Annotated in this window: 15 protein-coding genes and 2 tRNA genes; 13 read left to right on the plus strand and 4 right to left on the minus strand. The window is 59.1% G+C overall.

The genetic code is table 11. From position 1 onward, the window contains the following. Nucleotides 1–30: 30 nt before the first annotated feature. From hflK to VD17_RS29120, 5 genes are all read left to right on the plus strand, one after another. Nucleotides 31–1,200: an FtsH protease activity modulator HflK gene (hflK, locus tag VD17_RS29100; protein WP_046056855.1), complete on the plus strand. Its 1,170-nt coding sequence runs from the start codon at nt 31–33 to the stop codon at nt 1,198–1,200. Continuing rightward, the gene (hflC, locus tag VD17_RS29105; RefSeq protein WP_008156983.1) at nt 1,200–2,069 is read left to right on the plus strand and encodes a protease modulator HflC; all 870 of its coding nucleotides are present in this window, start codon (nt 1,200–1,202) and stop codon (nt 2,067–2,069) included. Before hflK ends, hflC begins: the two co-directional genes overlap by 1 nt. Nucleotides 2,070–2,387: 318 nt before the next feature. Next, nucleotides 2,388–3,575, plus strand: a complete 1,188-nt coding sequence (locus VD17_RS29110; protein ID WP_007939588.1) for an ATP phosphoribosyltransferase regulatory subunit — start codon at nt 2,388–2,390, stop codon at nt 3,573–3,575. A 54-nt stretch (nt 3,576–3,629) separates the two neighbouring features. Then, nucleotides 3,630–4,919 carry an adenylosuccinate synthase gene (locus VD17_RS29115; RefSeq protein ID WP_046056856.1) on the plus strand — a complete coding sequence of 430 codons (1,290 nt, stop codon included), beginning with the start codon at nt 3,630–3,632 and terminating at the stop codon, nt 4,917–4,919. A 150-nt stretch (nt 4,920–5,069) separates the two neighbouring features. After that, nucleotides 5,070–7,004 (plus strand): methyl-accepting chemotaxis protein, encoded by a 1,935-nt coding sequence (locus VD17_RS29120; RefSeq protein ID WP_046056857.1) that lies wholly within the window; start codon nt 5,070–5,072, stop codon nt 7,002–7,004. Between the two features lie 119 nt (nt 7,005–7,123). Here VD17_RS29120 and VD17_RS29125 read toward each other — a convergent pair whose 3' ends face one another. The 4 genes from VD17_RS29125 to VD17_RS29140 all read right to left on the minus strand — a co-directional run bounded on the left by VD17_RS29125 (nt 7,124) and on the right by VD17_RS29140 (nt 10,322). Next, nucleotides 7,124–8,689, minus strand: coding sequence for an ABC transporter permease (locus VD17_RS29125; RefSeq protein ID WP_046056858.1), 1,566 nt, complete (start codon nt 8,687–8,689; stop codon nt 7,124–7,126). Beyond that, nucleotides 8,689–9,699: an iron ABC transporter substrate-binding protein gene (locus VD17_RS29130; RefSeq protein ID WP_046056859.1), complete on the minus strand. Its 1,011-nt coding sequence runs from the start codon at nt 9,697–9,699 to the stop codon at nt 8,689–8,691. The genes VD17_RS29125 and VD17_RS29130 overlap by 1 nt, the downstream gene beginning before the upstream one ends. Nucleotides 9,700–9,982: 283 nt before the next feature. Then, nucleotides 9,983–10,069: transfer RNA gene (locus tag VD17_RS29135), tRNA-Leu, on the minus strand. A gap of 166 nt (nt 10,070–10,235) precedes the next feature. Continuing rightward, a tRNA-Leu gene (locus tag VD17_RS29140) sits at nt 10,236–10,322 on the minus strand. A gap of 226 nt (nt 10,323–10,548) precedes the next feature. On the opposite strand from VD17_RS29140, the gene rnr reads away from it, so the two are divergent. From rnr to VD17_RS29180, 8 genes are all read left to right on the plus strand, one after another. Continuing rightward, nucleotides 10,549–13,179 carry a ribonuclease R gene (gene rnr, locus VD17_RS29145; RefSeq protein WP_046056860.1) on the plus strand — a complete coding sequence of 877 codons (2,631 nt, stop codon included), beginning with the start codon at nt 10,549–10,551 and terminating at the stop codon, nt 13,177–13,179. Then, complete coding sequence (gene rlmB / locus VD17_RS29150; RefSeq protein WP_027921975.1) at nt 13,176–13,943, plus strand: 23S rRNA (guanosine(2251)-2'-O)-methyltransferase RlmB; 768 nt, start codon at nt 13,176–13,178, stop codon at nt 13,941–13,943. The genes rnr and rlmB overlap by 4 nt, the downstream gene beginning before the upstream one ends. Before the next feature lie 314 nt (nt 13,944–14,257). Next, nucleotides 14,258–14,680: a 30S ribosomal protein S6 gene (gene rpsF / locus VD17_RS29155; protein ID WP_003217491.1), complete on the plus strand. Its 423-nt coding sequence runs from the start codon at nt 14,258–14,260 to the stop codon at nt 14,678–14,680. A 28-nt stretch (nt 14,681–14,708) separates the two neighbouring features. Continuing rightward, nucleotides 14,709–14,939, plus strand: coding sequence for a 30S ribosomal protein S18 (rpsR, locus tag VD17_RS29160; RefSeq protein WP_002551829.1), 231 nt, complete (start codon nt 14,709–14,711; stop codon nt 14,937–14,939). A gap of 36 nt (nt 14,940–14,975) precedes the next feature. After that, entirely contained in the window at nt 14,976–15,869 is an 894-nt protein-coding gene (locus VD17_RS29165; protein WP_046056861.1) for a hypothetical protein, read from the plus strand. A gap of 19 nt (nt 15,870–15,888) precedes the next feature. Next, nucleotides 15,889–16,335: a 50S ribosomal protein L9 gene (rplI, locus tag VD17_RS29170; RefSeq protein ID WP_033055552.1), complete on the plus strand. Its 447-nt coding sequence runs from the start codon at nt 15,889–15,891 to the stop codon at nt 16,333–16,335. 120 nt (nt 16,336–16,455) lie between these two features. After that, on the plus strand, nt 16,456–17,850 hold the full coding sequence (dnaB, locus tag VD17_RS29175; protein WP_046056862.1) for a replicative DNA helicase: 1,395 nt from the start codon (nt 16,456–16,458) through the stop codon (nt 17,848–17,850). A 193-nt stretch (nt 17,851–18,043) separates the two neighbouring features. Next, a complete protein-coding gene (locus tag VD17_RS29180; protein ID WP_033055554.1) occupies nt 18,044–20,347 on the plus strand; it encodes a YgiQ family radical SAM protein in 2,304 nt (767 codons plus the stop codon). Nucleotides 20,348–20,401 lie beyond the last annotated feature (54 nt).

Here is a 20,401-nt window from a genome sequence, read left to right on the forward strand (position 1 = left end):
GCGTCTTTGCTTTATCAGATGGAGAGCGCTATGGCTTGGAATGAGCCGGGTGGCAACTCGAATAATCAGGATCCTTGGGGTGGCAAGCGCCGCAATAACGGCGACCGCAAGGGACCACCGGATCTCGACGAGGCCTTCCGAAAGCTGCAGGAAAGCCTGAACGGGTTGTTCGGTGGTGGTAAGAAACGCGGTGATGACGGTGGCGGTTCGGGCAGGAGTAGCGGCTTCGGCGGTCTGCTCGGCATCGGCCTGGTCGTGTTGGCGGCCGTATGGCTGTACAGCGCGGTCTATGTGGTTGACGAGCAGGAGCAAGCCGTAGTGCTGCGCTTCGGCAAGTACTACGAAACCGTTGGCCCGGGCCTGAACATCTATTTCCCGCCGATCGATCGCAAGTACCTGGAAAACGTCACGCGTGAGCGTGCCTATACCAAGCAGGGTCAAATGCTGACTGAAGACGAGAACATCGTCGAAGTGCCGCTGACCGTGCAGTACAAGATCAGCAATCTGCAGGACTTCGTGCTGAGCGTTGATCAGCCGGAAATCAGCCTGCAGCACGCGACCGAAAGTGCCTTGCGCCACGTGGTGGGTTCCACCGCGATGGATCAGGTGCTGACCGAAGGTCGTGAATTGATGGCCAGCGAAATCAAGGAGCGTCTGCAACGCTTCATGGATACCTATCGCACCGGCATCACCGTCACCCAGGTCAACGTACAGAGCGCAGCCGCACCGCGTGAAGTGCAGGAAGCCTTTGATGACGTGATCCGCGCCCGTGAAGACGAGCAGCGTTCGCGTAACCAGGCTGAAACCTACGCCAACGGCGTCGTGCCGGAAGCCCGTGGTCAGGCCCAGCGCATCATCGAAGATGCCAATGGTTACCGTGACGAAACCGTCTCGCGCGCCAAGGGTGAGGCTGATCGCTTCACCAAGCTGGTGAGCGAGTATCGCAAGGCACCTGAAGTGACCCGTCAGCGTCTGTACCTGGACACCATGCAGGAAGTCTTCAGCAATACCAGCAAGGTTCTCGTGACCGGCAACAAGAATGGCCAGAGCAATCTGCTGTACTTGCCGCTGGACAAGATGGTCGAAAGTGGTCGCAACACCAGCACTCCGGTGACTGGCGCGGCAGCCACCAGCAATGAAGCGAATGTGCGTGCAGCCGATCTGCAGCAACAGCAAGCACGCACCAGGGAGAGTCGCTGATGAGCAATAAATCGCTGATCGCCCTTATTGTCGGCGTCGTCGTGGCGATCGCTGCCTGGAACTGTTTCTACATCGTGGCTCAAACCGAGCGTGCGGTGCTGCTGCAGTTCGGTCGTGTGGTCCAGACAGATGTTCAGCCGGGCCTGCATGTGAAAGTGCCTTACGTTAACCAGGTGCGTAAATTCGACGCACGCCTGATGACGCTGGATGCACCGACACAACGCTTCCTGACGCTGGAAAAGAAAGCCGTCATGGTTGACGCCTACGCCAAGTGGCGCGTGAAAGATGCCGAGCGCTTCTACACCGCGACTTCCGGCCTCAAGCAGATTGCTGACGAGCGTCTTTCCCGTCGTCTGGAGTCGGGCCTGCGTGACCAGTTCGGTAAGCGCACGCTGCATGAAGTGGTGTCCGGTGAGCGCGATGCGCTGATGACTGATATCACGGCTTCGCTGAACAAGATGGCGGAAAAAGAGCTGGGCATCGAAGTTGTCGATGTTCGGGTCAAGGCCATCGATCTGCCGAAAGAAGTGAACCGCAGCGTGTTCGAGCGCATGAGTTCCGAGCGTGAGCGTGAAGCTCGCGAGCACCGCGCCAAGGGTAACGAACTGTCGGAAGGCATTCGTGCCGACGCTGATCGCCAGCGCCGCGTGTTGCTGGCTGAAGCCTATCGTGAATCTGAAGAGGTTCGCGGTGATGGTGACGCCCAGGCCGCTGCGATCTACTCCAAGGCCTACGGCCAGGATCAGGAGTTCTACGGTTTCTACCGTAGCCTGCGTGCCTACCGTGAAAGCTTCGCGAACAAATCCGACGTCATGGTCCTGGACCCAAGCAGCGACTTCTTCCGTTACCTGGAAAAAGCCAAGCCTTGATACGACGTTGACCTGAATCATCCCCCGCCTGACGGCTAACACCTCGGGCGGGGTGATCCTTTGGGAAAACGTGTGTATGATGCGGCAGCCGGGAAATTCCCGGCTTTTTTGCGTCTGCACGTTTGATTGCTGTTTTTTATGCAGGCGTCCGAGTTGAATGACTCGACAGGTTTTTCGAGGAAAGTGGTTGGCGAAGCCGATTTCAGGCTTTTCGCCACGTTGTCCATGCGCGTGGTTTGTGCGCATGAACCGATCATTTTCTGCTTCACTCAAGGCTCGCCCAAAGGCTTGTCGCCCGGATCATAGGGGAATGGCGTAATGGCAACGGTAGACCGCTGGCTGCTGCCAGATGGCATCGAAGAAGTACTGCCACCAGAAGCGGCGCGCATTGAAGTCGCGCGTCGTCAGGTGTTGGATCTGTTCCAGAGCTGGGGTTACGAGTTTGTCGTGACTCCCCATATCGAGTACCTGGAATCCCTGCTGACCGGCGCGGGCCAGGATCTCGATCTGCGTACCTTCAAGGTCATCGACCCGCAATCGGGCCGGCAGATGGGTTTCCGTGCCGACATCACGCCGCAAGTGGCGCGCATCGATGCGCACACCTTGCGTCGCGAAGGCCCGAGCCGTCTGTGCTATGCCGGTAGTGTGCTGCACGCTCAGCCGCGCGCCTTGTCGTCCTCGCGCAGCCCGATCCAGTTGGGTGCCGAGTTGTACGGCGATGCCAGCCCGAGCAGCGACGTGGAAGTCATCAGCCTGATGTTGGCTATGCTGCAACTGGCCGATGTGCCGGATGTACACATGGACCTCGGTCATGTCGGTATCTACCGCGGGCTGGCTCGCGCCGCCGGTTTGTCCGGTGAAGTTGAACAACAGTTGTTCGATGCATTGCAACGTAAGGCCATCGACGAGGTCATTACCTTGACCGAAGGCTTGCCTGCCGATCTGTCGGGCATGTTGCGGGCGCTGGTCGACCTGTGTGGCGGCCGTGAAGTATTGAGCGCTGCCCGCGAGCGTCTGGCGAATGCGCCGGCGCCGGTACTGGCCGCTCTGGACGACTTGCTGGCGATTGCCGAGCGTCTGTCCACGCGTTTCCCTGAGTTGCCGTTGTATTTCGACCTGGGCGAGTTGCGCGGCTACCACTACCACACGGGTGTGGTGTTTGCGGTGTTCGTGCCGGGTGTTGGCCAGTCCATTGCTCAGGGCGGTCGTTACGACGACATCGGTGCCGACTTCGGTCGCGCCCGTCCGGCAACCGGCTTCTCTACCGATTTGAAAACCCTGGTGACCCTGGGGCGTGCTGAGATCGAGTTACCGTCTGGCGGTATCTGGATGCCTGACAGTACGGATGCGGCACTCTGGCAGCAGGTTTGCCAGTTGCGCAGTGAGGGTCAGCGTGTCGTTCAGGCTTTGCCTGGGCAACCTTTGGCCGCCGCCCGTGAAGCGGACTGCGACCGGCAATTGATTCAGCAGAACGGGCTTTGGCAAGTATCGCCACTGGCTTCTTGAGTTTTCCTGCCGGCCACGGCCGGCACCAAGTTTGCGCGAATGAGGACAAGTGTTATGGGTAAGAATGTCGTAGTCCTGGGCACCCAATGGGGTGATGAGGGCAAAGGCAAGATCGTTGATCTGCTGACCGAACATGCTGCCGCCGTAGTGCGCTACCAGGGTGGCCACAACGCTGGTCACACCTTGGTGATCGATGGCGAAAAAACCGTCTTGCACCTGATCCCGTCGGGCGTGCTGCGCGAAGGCGTGCAGTGCCTGATCGGCAACGGCGTGGTGGTTGCGCCCGACGCCCTGCTGCGGGAAATCGTCAAGCTGGAAGAGAAAGGTGTACCGGTGCGTGAGCGCCTGCGTATCAGCCCGTCCTGCCCGCTGATCCTGTCCTTTCACGTTGCGCTGGACCAGGCCCGTGAAAAGGCCCGTGGCGAGCTGAAGATCGGTACAACCGGTCGCGGCATCGGCCCGGCCTACGAAGACAAGGTTGCGCGCCGTGGTCTGCGTGTTGGCGACCTGCTCAACATGCCGCGCTTTGAAGATAAGTTGCGTGAACTGGTGGACTACCACAACTTCATGCTGGTGGGTTACTACAAAGAGCCGGCCATCGAGTTCGAAAAGACCCTGGCTGAGTGCAAAGAATACGCTGAGCTGCTCAAGCCGCTGATGCTGGACGTCACGGCCGAGCTGCACGACCTGCGTCGCGCGGGCAAAGACATCATGTTTGAAGGCGCCCAAGGTTCGTTGCTGGACATCGACCACGGTACTTACCCGTACGTGACCAGCTCCAACACCACCGCTGGCGGCGTGGCTACCGGTTCGGGTGTTGGCCCGATGTTCCTGGACTACATCCTGGGCATCACCAAGGCTTACACCACGCGTGTAGGTTCGGGTCCATTCCCGACTGAATTGTTCGACGAAGTCGGTGCGCACTTGGCCAAACAAGGTCACGAGTTCGGCGCGACTACCGGCCGTGCCCGTCGTTGTGGCTGGTTTGACGCTGTTATCCTGCGTCGCGCTATTGATGTGAACAGCATCTCGGGCATCTGCCTGACCAAGCTGGACGTACTCGACGGTCTGGAAACCATCAACATCTGCGTCGGCTACAAAGATGCCGCAGGTAACGATGTTGCCCCGACTGACGCTGACAGCTACGTGGGTCTGCAGCCGGTGTACGAAGAAGTGTCGGGCTGGACCGAGTCGACCGTGGGTGCCAAGACACTGGAAGAGCTGCCAGTCAATGCTCGTGCCTACATCAAACGCGTCGAAGAGCTGATCGGCGCGCCGATCGACATTATTTCGACGGGCCCGGACCGCAACGAAACCATCGTTCTACGTCACCCGTTCGCTTAATAAGTCGTTGATGTAAAACACAAAGGCCCCTTAATTGGGGCCTTTGTCGTTTCTGTCTGTCGGACGGCACGACCCTTGCTGTGAACTTCATTAAGCGCATCGCTTCTAGCGTGCCATCAATTTAATGGCGTTAAAGCAGAGGGATTCTAAGTGTCGGCCGTTCTCTCACTGTTACAAAGCCGTCTATTACGGCCTGTGTTCGTTACCCTTGGTATCGCACTGTTGGTGCAGGTGCTGGTGGCTGTCGCCCTGACTCGGAGCACAGTGACTGCACTGGAAGCCGATCTGGGCGTGCGCCTGGGTGCCGACAGTCAAAAACTTTCCGGTGAGTTGGAGCAGGCAGGGCGTGAAGTCACGTCGAGCCTCGACAGCCTCTCCGCCAGCACTCGTCAACGCCTTACGGCCGGTTTGTCCTCGCGATTGAAGGACGAGCAGGCACAACTGCGTGCGACGCTGGAGAAGGATCTGAAGGACTCCGCCAATGATATGGCGCAGCTTCTGGCTTCGGTCGCACCCCGCGCCATGTGGGACAGCGACGTTCCAACCCTGTCCGAATTCGCCCGCCGGGCTCAGCGCAATCCCAACGTGTTGTTCGTGGTCTACGACGACGCCACGGGGCAGCATCTGACGCGCTACCTCAACCGCGAGAACCCGATCAACAAGGCGCTGCTTGAGAAGGGTCAGGGCGAGCGCGCCCTGGACAAGGTGCTGGATGCGGCGAAGAACGATCCGTCGGTCTTTTACCTCGAAGCCTCGATCAATCCTAACGGCGTGGAAATCGGCAAGGTCTTGATGGGCGTCTCGACCGCCTCGGTGGAAACCGATCTGGCGGCGCTGGACAAACGTTTCTCGGCGCTGATCGCCAGCAGTGATCAATTGGTGGGCGACAGCCTCAAGGGCGCCGCAGCTGATAGCGCAGCTGCGATGCGCGCGCGCTTGCAGTCGGCGCAATCCACGGCCTCTGAAATGAAAGCCAACACCACCAGTACTGTTCAGGAAGCGGCGGGCACTTTGCGCTGGCGCATCGGCATGGGGCTCGCGCTGGTCGGTTGCGGTGTGCTGCTGTTGCTCGCGGTGGTGCTGGGTCGTCGAGTGGTCAATCGCCTGAAATTGCTGATTGCGGCCATGGATGATTTGGCGGCGGGCGAGGGCGATCTGACCAAGCGTGTGCAGATCAACAGCAAGGACGAAATCGGCGATATGGCCTCGGCGGTCAATCGCTTTGTGGATAAGTTGCAGCCGATCGTGCGCGAAGCGGGCGATGTGGCTCAGCGCACTGGCGTGGAAATCGGCGCCATGACCTTGCGCAATGCCGGAGCCGATGCAGCGGCGGGCATGCAGCGTGATGAAGTGGCGGAGAGCCTGCGTGCGTTGTCGCAAATGGCGGATGACGCTCAGTCTGAAAGCCACGCCATGCAGGCGGCCTTGCAGCAAGTGGTGGATATTCGTTCGGCCACGGATGAAAACACGCGGACCTCGGCGAAAGTCGGCAGTCTGATCGAGGCGTTGGCCGGGCAGGTCGATACCGGGGCGAAAGTCATCGAGCGGCTGGCGCAGCAGAGTGAGCAGATTGAAGTGGTGCTGACTGTGATTCACGGGATCGCCGAGCAAACCAACCTGCTAGCGCTGAACGCGGCGATCGAAGCGGCGCGTGCGGGCGAGACCGGTCGCGGGTTTGCCGTGGTGGCCGATGAAGTGCGGGCGCTGGCGAGCAAGACGCAAAGCTCCACTGGCGACATTCAGGCGCACATCGTTGCCTTGCAACAAGGTGCGCGTGAGGCGGTGGCCGCGATCGGTCAGGCCGGGCGTCAGGCCAGCGAAGGTTTGCTGGTGTTGCGTGACAGTGCGCGGTTGCAGCAGTCGGTGCAGACGTCGGTCGAGCAAGTGCATGCGGCGATAGGTCTGGCAACGCAGGCAGCGGCGCATCAGGCGCAAGGCGCACAAGCGGTGCGCGGTCGGGTTGAGACCATTCATGCGCAGGCTGAGAAAGCGGCTCAAGCGGTGGTGGAAACCACCGCCAGCGGCAAGGTGCTGGATGGGCTGGCGGCGCAGTTGAAGGCGAGTCTGGGGCAGTTCCGGGCTTGATGTGTTGTCTGCGCTTCCGCTATCGCGAGCAAGCTCGCTCCCACATTGGATTTGAGGTGTTCACAAATTTTGTGTCCCCCACAATCACTGTGGGAGCGAGCTTGCTCGTGATAGCGGTCTCAGCGGCTCAAGTACATCCGGGTAGTAAGCAGATAAACCGGCAACCCCGACACCAGAATCAACAACGCCGCATAAGGCGCCGCCGCCGCAAACTCCACATTGGCGGTATGCGCCCACACTTCAGTAGCCAGCGTATTAAGCCCGGTAGGGCTTAACAGCAACGTCGCCGTCAGTTCCTTCATCGCATCCAGAAACACCAGCGCAAACGCTGCGCCGAGTGCAGGAAAAATGATTGGCAGCGTCACTCGACAAAACGCACTGAAAGACGATGCACCCAGCGTGCGTGCAGCTTCTTCCAGTTGCGGCGCGGCCTTGTTCAGCGCCGTGCGAATCGGTGCCTGCGCCAGCGGCAGAAACAACAGCGCATAAGCAATCAGCAACAGCGCAGAAGTCTGATACAGCGCCGGCACATAGTGCAGGGCGAAATACACCAGCGTCAGCGCGATCACCAGTCCTGGCAGCGCATGCAGCAGATACGGCAAGCGTTCGGCCCAGATCGCCAATTGGCCCTTATGGCGCACCACCAGCAATCCCACCGGCACTGCCAGCACCAGGCACAACGCGGCGCCGCCCAGCGACAACGCCAGGGAGGAGAGCAGCGCCTCGCTGATTGCTGCCACCGGGAAAGCTGCCGACGAACCCACTGCCAGCCAGTACGCCAGCATTCCGAGCGGAATACCGCTGCCGATGATCGCCAGCGCCAGGCAATACAGTTGTCCGGCAGCAGCCCAAGGCCCCAGCCGAACCTGTTCCGCATGCCGGGCTGCGCCCTGACCGGTACGCACGTGTCGGCCCTTGCCGCGTACACGCAATTCCAGCCACAGCAGTATCAGGCACAGCGCCAGCAACACCGCGGAAAGCATCGCAGCATTCGCGTTACTGAATTCCAGTTCGAACTGTTGATAGATCGCGGTGGTAAAGGTTTGCAGTCCAATGATCGACAGCGCACCGAATTCCACCAGCATGTGCAGCGCGATCAGCAGCGAACCGGCAAGCAGTGACGGCCAGAGCAGCGGCAGAGTGATTCTGAAAAATACGCCCCAGCGATTCTGCCCCAGTGTGCGGGCGGATTCTTCGAGGGAGGGATCGAGATTGCGCAGGGTCGCCGCGACCGGCAGAAAGATCAGTGGATACTTGGACAGGGTCATCACCAGGATCGCCCCGCCCAAGCCTTCGAAATGAGCGCTCAGCGAGACCCAGGTAAAGCTGCTGACAAATGCCGGTACCGCGAACGGCAGGCACAGAATCACGCCCCACAAGCGCCGCCCCGGCAAGTTGCTACGCTCAAGCAGCCAGGCCAGCGACAGGCCGATCACGCCACAGGCGAGCGTCACACCGACCATCAGCGCCAAGGTGTTGCGCAGCAGGCCAAATACATAAGGCCGCCACAACAAATGCAGCGCCTGGGCCCAGCCGGCCTGCCAGGTCTTGAGCCCTACATACGCTATCGGCAACAGGCTGAGTACCACCAACAGCAAAACCGGCAGCAGCAGCCAGATCGATGGCCGCTTGCGCCGTGGCACGTAACCCCCGCTCAAGGCGGGGGCGGATAACGATGCGCTCATCAGTTCAAGCCAACGTCACGTTCCAGGTCCAGGGCTTCCTCGGCATTGCCGAGGTCGGCGGGCGTGACCTTCGGTGCCTCAAGTTCGCTAAACGGCTTGAGCCCGCGATCCGATTCCATGCCTTTGTGCAGAGGGTACTCGGCGGTGGTCTGGGTGATCACGCGCTGACCTTCTTCGCTGGCCATGTAGGCAAGGAATTGCTGGGCTTCTTTTGGATGTTTGCTGGATTTCAGTACGGCCGCACTGGAAACAGTGATCAGCCCGCCGACGTCGCCGCCGGTGAAATAATGCAATTTCGAATCGAGCAGGCCTTTTTCACGCTGCAAGGCGAACCAGTAATAGTTGTTCACCAGCACGGTAGCGACTTCGCCGTTTTCCACCGCCTTCAGTGCAACCATGTTGTTGCTGTAGGTCTTGCCGAAAGCACGCAAACCGGTCAGCCATTCTTCAGCCGCGTCCATGCCGTGCATTTTGATGATGGCCACGGCCTGTTCCTGAAACGCGCCGCTGGTAGGCACGAAGCCGACCTTGCCTTGCCATTTCGGATCGGAGAACTCCATGACCGACTTGGGTAAGTCTTTTTCGTCAATCAGTTTCGGGTTGAAGGCGACCACGCGGACTCGCGCGGTTACACCGATCCAGGTGCCATTGCCGGCGACGTAGTCTTTTGGCAGAACGGCCAGGGTGGCGGCATCGGTCTGTGCGAGCAGGCCTTGTTCGCCGAGTTTGTTCAATGGTGGCGATTCTTCGGTGTAGATCACGTCGGCAGGGGAGCGATCACCTTCTTCAACGACCTGGCTGGCGAGCTGGTTGCTGCTGCCTTTACGCACATTGACGTGAATCCCGGTCTTGGCTTCGAAGGCTTTGGCGATGGCGTCGCCGACTTCTTTGTGTTGACCATTATAGAGTGTCAGGGAAACCGGTTCGGCGGCTTGGGTGAGGGGAGTGGCGAGTGTCAGGCCGAGCAGGGTTATGGTCAGGCCGCGGCGCAGGGTATTTCGAAACATCATTCGCAAGGTTCCTCACTGTCGCATTGCAAAAACTTGAAACAATGATAAACGATATTGTTTCTCAAGTGCGCCTTGCAGGGCTGGCGGGGGTTTGGTAGGAGCTGCCGAAGGCTGCGATCTTTTGATCTTGATTGTTGGCGGAGCTGAAAATGCTGAAGATCAAAAGATCGCAGCCTTCGGCAGCTCCTACAGAGGTTGTGCTGGCATATTTTAAATGTCAGAAACGCAAAAACCCGCTTTCGCGGGTTTTTGTGAAATTTCAGATCGACTCTGAAATTTGAATTGGTGCCCAGAAGAAGACTCGAACTTCCACGACCTTGCGGTCACCAGCACCTGAAGCTGGCGTGTCTACCAATTTCACCATCTGGGCATAATCTTCAGCGTTGCCGCTGTTGATGTGGCGCACTATACGGAGAGCTTTTTGATCTGTAAACCCCTGATTTAGTTTTAATAAATCAGAGGCTTAGAATGCAAAAAACCCGCTTTCGCGGGTTTTTGTGTGAGCCTTGAAATTGAACTAATCTCAAGCTCGAAATTGGTGCCCAGAAGAAGACTCGAACTTCCACGACCTTGCGGTCACCAGCACCTGAAGCTGGCGTGTCTACCAATTTCACCATCTGGGCAGTATCGGCAGCGCTAGTGCGTCGTCGATGGCGCGCACTATACGGAGCGTCTTTTTAACTGTAAACCCCCGGTATTAAAAAAACCTGAAAAATATTACCAGTGGTATTCAAATCAGCTTTGCGATGTCGATAAAGGGCTTTAGATGGGCTGTCACAGCCTGAAATTTCCCGTTTCATTACGCCTATGCCAAACTAACCCGCATATAGACAAGGTGAAAACTCTCTAATGGCCGATTGGCAGTCCCTCGATCCCGAGGCCGCTCGTGAAGCGGAAAAATATGACAACCCTATTCCTAGCCGCGAACTGATCCTTCAGCACCTTGCTGATCGGGGTTCGCCTGCTAACCGCGAGCAACTGGTCGAAGAGTTTGGTCTGACCACAGAAGACCAGATCGAAGCCCTGCGCCGCCGCCTGCGCGCCATGGAGCGCGACGCTCAACTCATCTATACCCGTCGCGGCACCTATGCGCCGGTGGACAAGCTCGACCTGATCCTGGGTCGCATCAGCGGTCACCGTGACGGCTTCGGCTTCCTGGTCCCGGACGACGGCAGTGACGACCTGTTCATGAGCCCGGCGCAAATGCGTCTGGTGTTCGATGGCGATCGTGCCTTGGCCCGTGTTTCCGGCCTTGACCGTCGCGGTCGCCGCGAAGGCATGATCGTCGAAGTGGTCTCCCGTGCCCATGAGACCATCGTTGGCCGTTACTTCGAAGAGGGCGGTATTGGTTTTGTCGTTGCGGACAATCCGAAGATCCAGCAAGAAGTGCTGGTCACGCCGGGCCGCAACGCCAACGCCCAGATCGGTCAGTTCGTCGAAGTGAAGATCACTCACTGGCCGACGCCACGCTTCCAGCCGCAAGGCGACGTGGTCGAAGTCGTGGGCAACTACATGGCGCCGGGCATGGAAATCGACGTTGCCCTGCGCACCTACGATATTCCTCACGTCTGGCCTGAGGCTGTGCTGAAAGAAGCCGCCAAGCTCAAGCCGGAAGTCGAAGAGAAAGACAAAGAGAAGCGAATCGACCTGCGTCATCTGCCGTTCGTCACCATCGACGGCGAAGATGCGCGCGACTTCGATGATGCGGTCTACTGCGAAGCCAAGCCGGGCAAGCTGCGCCTGTTCTCCGGCGGCTGGAAGTTGTACGTGGCGATCGCCGACGTTTCCAGCTACGTGAAAATCGGTTCGGCGCTGGACAACGAATCCCAGGTGCGCGGCAACTCGGTGTACTTCCCCGAGCGCGTTGTGCCGATGCTGCCTGAGCAGTTGTCCAACGGCCTGTGCTCGCTGAACCCGCATGTCGATCGCCTGGCCATGGTTTGCGAGATGACCATCTCCAAATCCGGCGAGATGACCGACTACTGCTTCTACGAAGCGGTGATTCACTCCCACGCTCGCCTGACCTACAACAAAGTCAGCGCGATGCTGGAAACGCCGAAACTCACCGAGGCGCGTCAGCTCCGTGGCGAGTACAACGACGTTTTGCCGCACCTCAAGCAGCTCTACGCACTGTACAAAGTGCTGTTGGCCGCTCGTCACGTGCGTGGCGCGATCGATTTCGAAACACAGGAAACCCGGATCATCTTCGGGACCGAGCGCAAGATTGCCGAAATCCGTCCAACTGTTCGTAACGACGCCCACAAGCTGATCGAGGAATGCATGCTGGCGGCCAACGTGGCCACCGCCGAATTCCTGAAAAAGCACGAAATCCCGGCGCTGTACCGCGTCCACGATGGCCCGCCACCGGAGCGTCTGGAAAAGCTGCGCGCCTTTCTTGGCGAACTCGGCCTGTCCCTGCACAAAGGCAAGGACGGCCCGTCGCCGAAGGACTACCAGGCATTGCTGGCGAGCATCAAGGACCGTCCGGATTTCCACCTGATCCAGACCGTTATGCTGCGTTCGTTGAGCCAAGCGGTGTATAGCGCCGATAACCAGGGCCACTTCGGCCTGAATTACGAAGCCTATACCCACTTCACCTCACCGATCCGCCGCTACCCGGACTTGCTCACGCATCGGGCGATTCGCAGCGTCATCCATTCGAAAATGGACACCCCGCACGTTCGCCGTGCTGGCGCGATGACCATTCCGAAAGCGCGCATCTATCCGTACGACGAGGCGATTCTGGAGCAGCTCGGCGAGCAGTGCTCGATGAGCGAGCGCCGTGCCGACGAAGCGACCCGCGACGTTGTGAACTGGCTCAAGTGCGAGTTCATGAAAGACCGTGTGGGCGAGTCGTTCCCGGGTGTGATCACTGCCGTGACCGGTTTTGGTCTGTTCGTCGAGCTGACCGATATCTACGTCGAAGGCCTGGTGCACGTCACCGCGCTGCCGGGCGATTACTACCACTTCGATCCTGTGCACCACCGCCTGGCCGGTGAACGTACCGGTCGCAGCTTCCGTCTTGGCGATACCGTTGAAGTGCGCGTCATGCGCGTCGACCTCGACGAGCGCAAGATCGACTTCGAGATGGCTGAAAAAACCATCAGCGCGCCGATTGGCCGCAAGAAGCGCGGGACTGAAGCCGCTGCACCCGCTACCAAAACGGCTGCAGAGCCAGCCCCGGCGAAAACCGGTCGTCGTCCTGCCAAGGAAAAAGCCGTAGAAGCCTATCGCCCGAGCGATGCCGCGGCGAAAAATGCCGAATTGCGCAAAAGTCGTGAGATGAAGCAGGCGTTGCTGTCTGAAGCGAAAAGCGGCGGTAAAGCGGCGTCTGGGGGAAAGACCGGACGGTCGGCGCCTGACAAGGCTCCCGGCGGCAAGCCAGCCAAACCGAGCAAACACCGTAAAGGCCCGCCAAAAGCGGGTTCTGCTCCAGCCGCCAAAAGCGGCGGGGCGCGTAAACCGAAGGCCAAGTCATGAGTCAGTTGGAAAAGATCTACGGCGTGCACGCTGTAGAAGCGTTGCTGCGTCACCACCCAAAACGCGTCAAGCAGATCTGGCTGGCCGAAGGCCGCAGTGATCCGCGCGTGCAGACCCTGATCCAGTTGGCTGCGGAAAATCGCGTAGCCGTTGGCAACGCCGAGCGCCGTGAGCTCGATGCCTGGGTCGAAGGCGTGCACCAGGGCGTGGTGGCGGACGTGAGTCCGAGCCAGGTCTGGGGCGAGGCGATGCTCGACGAATTGCTCGATCGCACCGAAGGCGCGCCGCTGTTGCTGGTGCTCGACGGCGTGACCGACCCGCACAACCTCGGCGCTTGCCTGCGTTCGGCCGATGCGGCCGGCGCACTGGCGGTGATCGTGCCGAAGGACAAGTCAGCCACGCTGACCCCAACGGTACGAAAAGTCGCTTGTGGCGCGGCGGAAGTGATTCCGTTGGTCGCCGTCACCAACCTGGCGCGCACCCTGGAAAAACTCAAGCAGCGCGGCTTGTGGGTTGTCGGTACGGCGGGCGAGGCTGAGCAGAGTCTGTATCAGCAAGACATGACTGGCCCGACCATCCTGATCATGGGTGCTGAAGGCAGCGGCATGCGTCGCCTGACTCGCGATCTTTGCGATTATCTGGTGCACCTGCCGATGACCGGTAGCGTCAGCAGCCTCAACGTGTCTGTTGCGACTGGCGTTTGCCTGTTCGAGGCTCAGCGTCAGCGCAGCGTCAAAGCCGCCGGAACCGCCAAAAAGTCTTAAGCCAGTTGTGATCCCTGTGGGAGCGAGCTTGCTCGCGATAGCGGAGTAACATTCAGCATCAATGTTGAATGTCGCGCCCTCATCGCGAGCAAGCTCGCTCCCACAGTGGTTTGTGGTGAGGCGAAAATAGTGGGTTGAACGAACTGTTCAAATAATCACCAATTGCCTTGCACCTCTTCTGTCCCTTCTCTACAATTGCGCCCCTTGCTATGACGGCAGGCACGCATGTGTCTATCGCAAGCAAGTCCATAAGTGTCATTCACTCCTTGTCTGACCGCTTTTGAGCGGCAGGCTACAACCCGTAAGGAGCATTCATGCGTCATTACGAAATCATCTTTTTGGTCCACCCGGATCAAAGCGAGCAAGTCGGCGGCATGGTAGAGCGTTACACCAAGCTGATCGAAGAAGACGGCGGCAAAATCCACCGTCTGGAAGATTGGGGCCGTCGTCAACTGGCCTACGCAATCAACAATGTTCACAAGGCTCACTACGTGATGCTGAACGTTGAGTGCACTGGCAAGGCCCTGGCCGAGCTGGAAGACAACTTCCGCTACAACGATGCAGTGATCCGTAACCTGGTCATCCGTCGCGAAGAAGCCGTTACCGGCCAATCCGAGATGCTCAAGGCTGAAGAAAACCGCAGTGAGCGCCGTGAGCGTCGCGACCGTCCTGAGCACGAAGGCGCTGAAAGCGCTGATAGTGATGACAGCGACAACAGCGATAACGCTGACGAGTAATCCACGGACCTTTTGAGGAGCCTATTACATGGCACGTTTCTTCCGTCGTCGTAAATTCTGCCGCTTCACCGCTGAAGACGTGAAAGAGATCGATTACAAAGATCTCAACACTCTGAAAGCTTATGTATCCGAGACCGGCAAAATCGTTCCAAGCCGCATCACCGGTACCAAAGCACGTTATCAGCGTCAGCTGGCCACCGCTATCAAGCGCGCCCGCTTCCTGGCCCTGCTGGCCTACACCGACAGCCACGGCCGCTGAGACCGGGCAGTCGACACGTAGCAAAGGATTGAAAGCATGCGTGCCATAGCTGAGTTCATCATGCGCGGCCGTATGCAGGCCACTCTCGTAGTGGCCGGATGCGCAATATTGCCGTTGTTGTATTGGTTGGGTGCTGCCGCTGGTTGCCTTGTGCTCCTGCGGCGCGGATTGAAGGACGCCCTGGGCGTTCTTGCTCTGGGACTGCTGCCGGCGTTGTTCTGGTGGCTTTACTCCGATGACCCACGGGCACTTCTGGTGCTGCTGGGGTCTTGGAGCCTTGCGTTGGTTTTGCGCGCAAGCGAATCCTGGAACCGCGTGCTGCTGGTCAGCATAGCGATGGGAGTGGTGTTTTCAGTGGTGCTGGGGACGGCTTTTGGTCCCCAAATCGAGATGCTGGCGCAGGCTTTGATAAAAGTCATGCCGTCGCTACTCGGTGATGTCTACCAGAAGTTGTCGGTAGACGAGCAAGCGCATTTTGCGTCCCTGATCGCACCGGTCCTGACCGGCCTGATTGCGGCCTTGTTGCAAATCGTCAGTGTGCTGAGCCTGCTTGTCGGGCGCTACTGGCAGGCGTTGTTGTACAACCCGGGTGGTTTTGGTCGCGAGTTTCGCGCCATCCGATTCCCGCTGGGGCTGGCGATGTTACTGCTGGCGTTCATGCTTCTGGGACCGAACATCGGTCCGCAGATGGCCATGTTGACGCCGTTGTGCAGTGTACCGCTGGTGTTCGCCGGGCTGGCCCTGATTCACGGGCTGGTGGCGCAAAAGCGACTGGCCAGGTTCTGGCTGGTGGGGTTGTACGTCACGCTGTTGCTGTTCATGCAGCTGATCTATCCGTTGCTGGTGGTCTTGGCCATCGTCGACAGCCTGATTGATTTTCGCGGTCGTTCGACGCCGAAAGACGTCGATAGCGCGAACGGTGAAGGTTAAAAGTTAAGAGGATTTTCACATGCAACTGATCCTTCTGGAAAAAGTCACCAACCTGGGCAACCTGGGTGACAAAGTGAACGTTAAGGCTGGTTACGGTCGTAACTACCTGCTGCCTTACGGCAAAGCTACCGCTGCGACCGCTGCCAACCTGGCTGCGTTCGAAGAGCGTCGCGCTGAGCTGGAAAAAGCCGCAGCAGATCGTAAAATTTCGGCTGAAAGCCGCGCTGCCCAACTGGCTGAGCTGGAAGTGACTATCACTGCCACCGCTGGCGACGAAGGCAAGCTGTTCGGTTCGATCGGTACTCACGACATCGCTGATGCACTGACCGCCTCTGGCGTTGAAGTTGCAAAAAGCGAAGTTCGTCTGCCGAACGGCACTATCCGCAACGTAGGCGAATTCGACGTAGCCGTGCACCTGCACGCCGAAGTTGAAGCCACCGTACGCGTTGTCGTGGTAGCAGCTTAAGCAGCACTTGTCGGCTGGTACCCTCGGGTGCTTGCCGGTAACATCGGGCACGATCCTGTTTACAGGTCGTGCCCTTTGTCTTTCTGTAATCCCTGCTTTTCATAAAATTACCAAGTGGCCATGAACGATATCTCCGCACCCGAGCAATACGATCTGCAAACCGCTGCCCTGAAGGTGCCGCCGCATTCCATCGAGGCCGAACAGGCCGTGCTCGGTGGTTTGATGCTGGACAACAACGCCTGGGAACGCGTGTTGGATCAGGTCTCGGACGGCGATTTCTATCGACATGACCACCGTTTGATCTTCCGCGCGATCGCCAAGCTCGCCGACCAGAACTCGCCGATCGACGTCGTGACCCTTGCCGAGCAATTGGACAAGGAAGGTCAGACCTCGCAAGTCGGCGGCCTCGGATACCTTGGCGAACTGGCAAAAAACACGCCGTCCGTCGCCAACATCAAGGCTTATGCCCAGATTGTCCGAGCGCGGGCGACCTTGCGCCAACTGATCGGCATCGCCTCCGAGATTGCTGACAGCGCCTTCAACCCGGAAGGCCGCTCGGCTGAAGAGATTCTCGACGAAGCCGAACGGCAGATTTTCCAGATCGCCGAGGCCCGGCCAAAAACCGGCGGCCCGGTGAGCGTGAATGACCTGTTGACCAAGGCCATCGACCGCATCGACACCTTGTTCAACACTGACAACGCCATTACCGGCCTGTCCACCGGTTATACCGATCTCGACGGTATGACCAGCGGCCTGCAACCGTCTGACCTGATCATCGTCGCCGGCCGTCCATCCATGGGTAAAACCACCTTTGCGATGAACCTGGTGGAAAACGCCGTGCTGCGCAGCGACAAATGCGTATTGGTTTACTCGCTGGAGATGCCAGGCGAATCGCTGATCATGCGTATGTTGTCGTCCCTCGGCCGGATCGATCAGACCAAGGTTCGTGCCGGTCGCCTGGAAGACGACGATTGGCCGCGCCTGACATCGGCGGTCAACTTGCTCAACGATCGCAAGCTGTTCATTGACGATACGGCCGGTATCAGTCCGTCGGAAATGCGTGCACGGACCCGGCGTCTGGTGCGTGAACACGGCGATATCGCCCTGATCATGATCGACTATCTGCAATTGATGCAGATCCCGGGTTCTGGCGGTGACAACCGGACCAACGAGATTTCCGAGATCTCCCGTTCCTTGAAAGCCCTGGCCAAGGAATTCAACTGCCCGGTGGTGGCGCTGTCACAGCTCAACCGCTCCCTGGAGCAACGTCCCAACAAGCGCCCGATCAACTCCGACTTGCGGGAATCCGGAGCGATCGAGCAGGATGCCGACGTCATCATGTTCGTGTACCGGGACGAGGTGTATCACCCGGAAACCGAACACAAAGGCATCGCCGAGATCATCATCGGCAAGCAGCGGAACGGCCCGATCGGCACGTCAAGACTGGCGTTCATCGGCAAGTACACCCGTTTCGAAAACCTGGCGCCGGGCAGCTACAACTTCGACGACGAGTAACAACCTGTGAGAGCGAGCTTGCTCGCGATAGCGGTGTGTCAGTCGACATTGATATTGACTGATCCACCGCTATTGCGAGCAAGCTCGCTCCCGCATGGGTTGCGCGCAATTTCCGACCATAGCCGTCGGAATTGGTTATTTTTTGTGCTATATTCCGCCCCCGCGATTTTTCATCTCAACACCGGTCATCGTCATGCAAACAGCCAAGCCGTTATTTGACTATCCCAAGTACTGGGCCGAATGCTTCGGCCCAGCGCCATTCCTGCCGATGAGCAGGGAGGAGATGGATCAGCTTGGCTGGGATTCATGCGACATCATCATCGTCACCGGTGATGCGTACGTTGACCATCCATCGTTCGGCATGGCAATCATCGGCCGGCTGCTGGAGTCTCAAGGCTTCCGCGTCGGGATCATTGCCCAGCCGAACTGGCAGTCCAAAGACGACTTCATGAAGCTCGGCGAGCCGAACCTGTTCTTCGGCGTCGCGGCCGGCAACATGGACTCGATGATCAACCGCTACACCGCCGACAAAAAAATCCGTTCCGATGACGCCTACACCCCCGGTGGCCTAGCGGGCAAACGTCCGGACCGCGCGAGCCTGGTTTACAGCCAGCGTTGCAAGGAAGCCTACAAGAACGTGCCGATCGTTCTCGGTGGCATCGAAGCTTCCCTGCGCCGCATCGCCCACTACGATTACTGGCAGGACCGGGTACGCAACTCGATCCTGATCGACGCCTGCGCCGACATCCTGCTCTACGGCAACGCCGAGCGTGCGATCGTCGAAGTCGCCCAGCGTCTGTCCTACGGTCACAAGATCGAAGACATCACCGACGTGCGCGGCACCGCGTTCATCCGTCGCGACACGCCGAAAGACTGGTACGAAGTCGATTCCACGCGCATCGACCGTCCGGGCAAGATCGACAAGATCATCAACCCGTACGTCAACACCCAGGACACCCAGGCTTGCGCTATCGAGCAGGAAAAGGGTCCGGTTGAAGATCCGAGCGAAGCCAAGGTCGTGCAGATCCTGGCCAGTCCGAAGATGACTCGCGACAAGACCGTGATTCGTCTGCCTTCGGTTGAGAAAGTCCGCGGTGACGCGGTTCTTTATGCTCACGCCAACCGCGTGCTTCACCTGGAAACCAACCCGGGCAACGCCCGTGCGCTGGTACAGAAGCACGGCGAAGTCGACGTCTGGTTCAACCCGCCTCCAATTCCGATGACCACCGAAGAAATGGACTACGTGTTCGGCATGCCCTATGCGCGCATTCCGCACCCGGCGTACGGCAAGGAAAAGATCCCTGCCTACGACATGATCCGCTTCTCGGTGAACATCATGCGTGGCTGCTTCGGCGGCTGCACCTTCTGCTCGATCACCGAGCACGAAGGCCGGATCATCCAGAACCGTTCCGAAGAGTCGATCATTCGCGAAATCGAAGAGATCCGCGACAAGGTCCCAGGCTTCACCGGCGTCATTTCCGACCTCGGCGGTCCGACCGCGAACATGTACCGCATCGCCTGCAAGACCCCGGAAATCGAATCCGCGTGCCGCAAGCCTTCGTGCGTGTTCCCGGGCATTTGCCCGAACCTGAACACCGATCACTCGTCGCTGATTCAGCTGTACCGCAGCGCCCGTGCCTTACCGGGTGTGAAGAAGATCCTGATCGCTTCCGGTCTGCGCTACGACCTCGCGGTCGAGTCGCCGGAATACGTCAAAGAGCTGGTGACCCACCACGTCGGTGGTTACCTGAAGATCGCCCCGGAACACACCGAGGAAGGTCCGCTCAATCAGATGATGAAACCGGGCATCGGCAGCTATGACAAGTTCAAGCGCATGTTCGAGAAGTACTCCAAGGAAGCCGGGAAAGAGCAGTACCTGATTCCGTACTTCATCGCCGCCCACCCGGGCACCACCGACGAAGACATGATGAACCTGGCCCTGTGGCTCAAGGGCAACGGCTTCCGTGCCGACCAGGTGCAAGCGTTCTACCCGTCGCCGATGGCCACTGCCACCGCGATGTACCACTCGGGCAAGAACCCGCTGCGTAAGGTCACTTACAAAAGCGACGCAGTGACCATCGTCAAGAGCGAAGAGCAGCGTCGTCTGCACAAGGCGTTCTTGCGTTATCACGACCCGAAAGGCTGGCCGATGCTGCGTGAGGCGCTGACCCGCATGGGCCGCGCCGATCTGATCGGGCCGGGCAAGAACCAGTTGATCCCGCTGCATCAGCCAGCGACCGACAGCTACCAGAGCGCCCGTCGCAAGAACTCGACACCGGCCGGCAGCCATAAAGTGGCCGGGGAAAAGACCACCAAGATCCTGACCCAGCATACGGGCTTGCCACCGCGCGCCAGTGATGGTGGCAACCCGTGGGACAAACGTGAACAGGCCAAGGCAGCGGCGTTCGCCCGCAACCAGCAGGCGGCCAAGGATCGCAAGGACGCGGCCAAAGGCAAGGGGCCCAAGCCTGCACGTAAGCCGGTTGTGCCGCGCTAAACGGTGACCGCTGATAACAGAACGCCAACCTTCGGCAGACTGTGTGAAAACACA

The organism is Pseudomonas fluorescens (genome assembly GCF_000968015.1).
GTDB lineage: Bacteria > Pseudomonadota > Gammaproteobacteria > Pseudomonadales > Pseudomonadaceae > Aquipseudomonas > Aquipseudomonas fluorescens_W.

Coding starts and splice junctions, on each gene's coding strand:
- hflK (WP_046056855.1), top strand. CDS start 31: ATGGCTTGGAATGAGCCGGGTGGCAACTCGAATAATCAGGATCCTTGG.
- VD17_RS29180 (WP_033055554.1), top strand. CDS start 18,044: ATGCAAACAGCCAAGCCGTTATTTGACTATCCCAAGTACTGGGCCGAA.
- VD17_RS29130 (WP_046056859.1), bottom strand. CDS start 9,699: ATGATGTTTCGAAATACCCTGCGCCGCGGCCTGACCATAACCCTGCTC.
- VD17_RS29110 (WP_007939588.1), top strand. CDS start 2,388: ATGGCAACGGTAGACCGCTGGCTGCTGCCAGATGGCATCGAAGAAGTA.
- rplI (WP_033055552.1), top strand. CDS start 15,889: ATGCAACTGATCCTTCTGGAAAAAGTCACCAACCTGGGCAACCTGGGT.
- rlmB (WP_027921975.1), top strand. CDS start 13,176: ATGAGTCAGTTGGAAAAGATCTACGGCGTGCACGCTGTAGAAGCGTTG.
- VD17_RS29115 (WP_046056856.1), top strand. CDS start 3,630: ATGGGTAAGAATGTCGTAGTCCTGGGCACCCAATGGGGTGATGAGGGC.
- rpsR (WP_002551829.1), top strand. CDS start 14,709: ATGGCACGTTTCTTCCGTCGTCGTAAATTCTGCCGCTTCACCGCTGAA.
- rnr (WP_046056860.1), top strand. CDS start 10,549: ATGGCCGATTGGCAGTCCCTCGATCCCGAGGCCGCTCGTGAAGCGGAA.
- VD17_RS29125 (WP_046056858.1), bottom strand. CDS start 8,689: ATGAGCGCATCGTTATCCGCCCCCGCCTTGAGCGGGGGTTACGTGCCA.
- VD17_RS29165 (WP_046056861.1), top strand. CDS start 14,976: ATGCGTGCCATAGCTGAGTTCATCATGCGCGGCCGTATGCAGGCCACT.
- rpsF (WP_003217491.1), top strand. CDS start 14,258: ATGCGTCATTACGAAATCATCTTTTTGGTCCACCCGGATCAAAGCGAG.
- hflC (WP_008156983.1), top strand. CDS start 1,200: ATGAGCAATAAATCGCTGATCGCCCTTATTGTCGGCGTCGTCGTGGCG.
- dnaB (WP_046056862.1), top strand. CDS start 16,456: ATGAACGATATCTCCGCACCCGAGCAATACGATCTGCAAACCGCTGCC.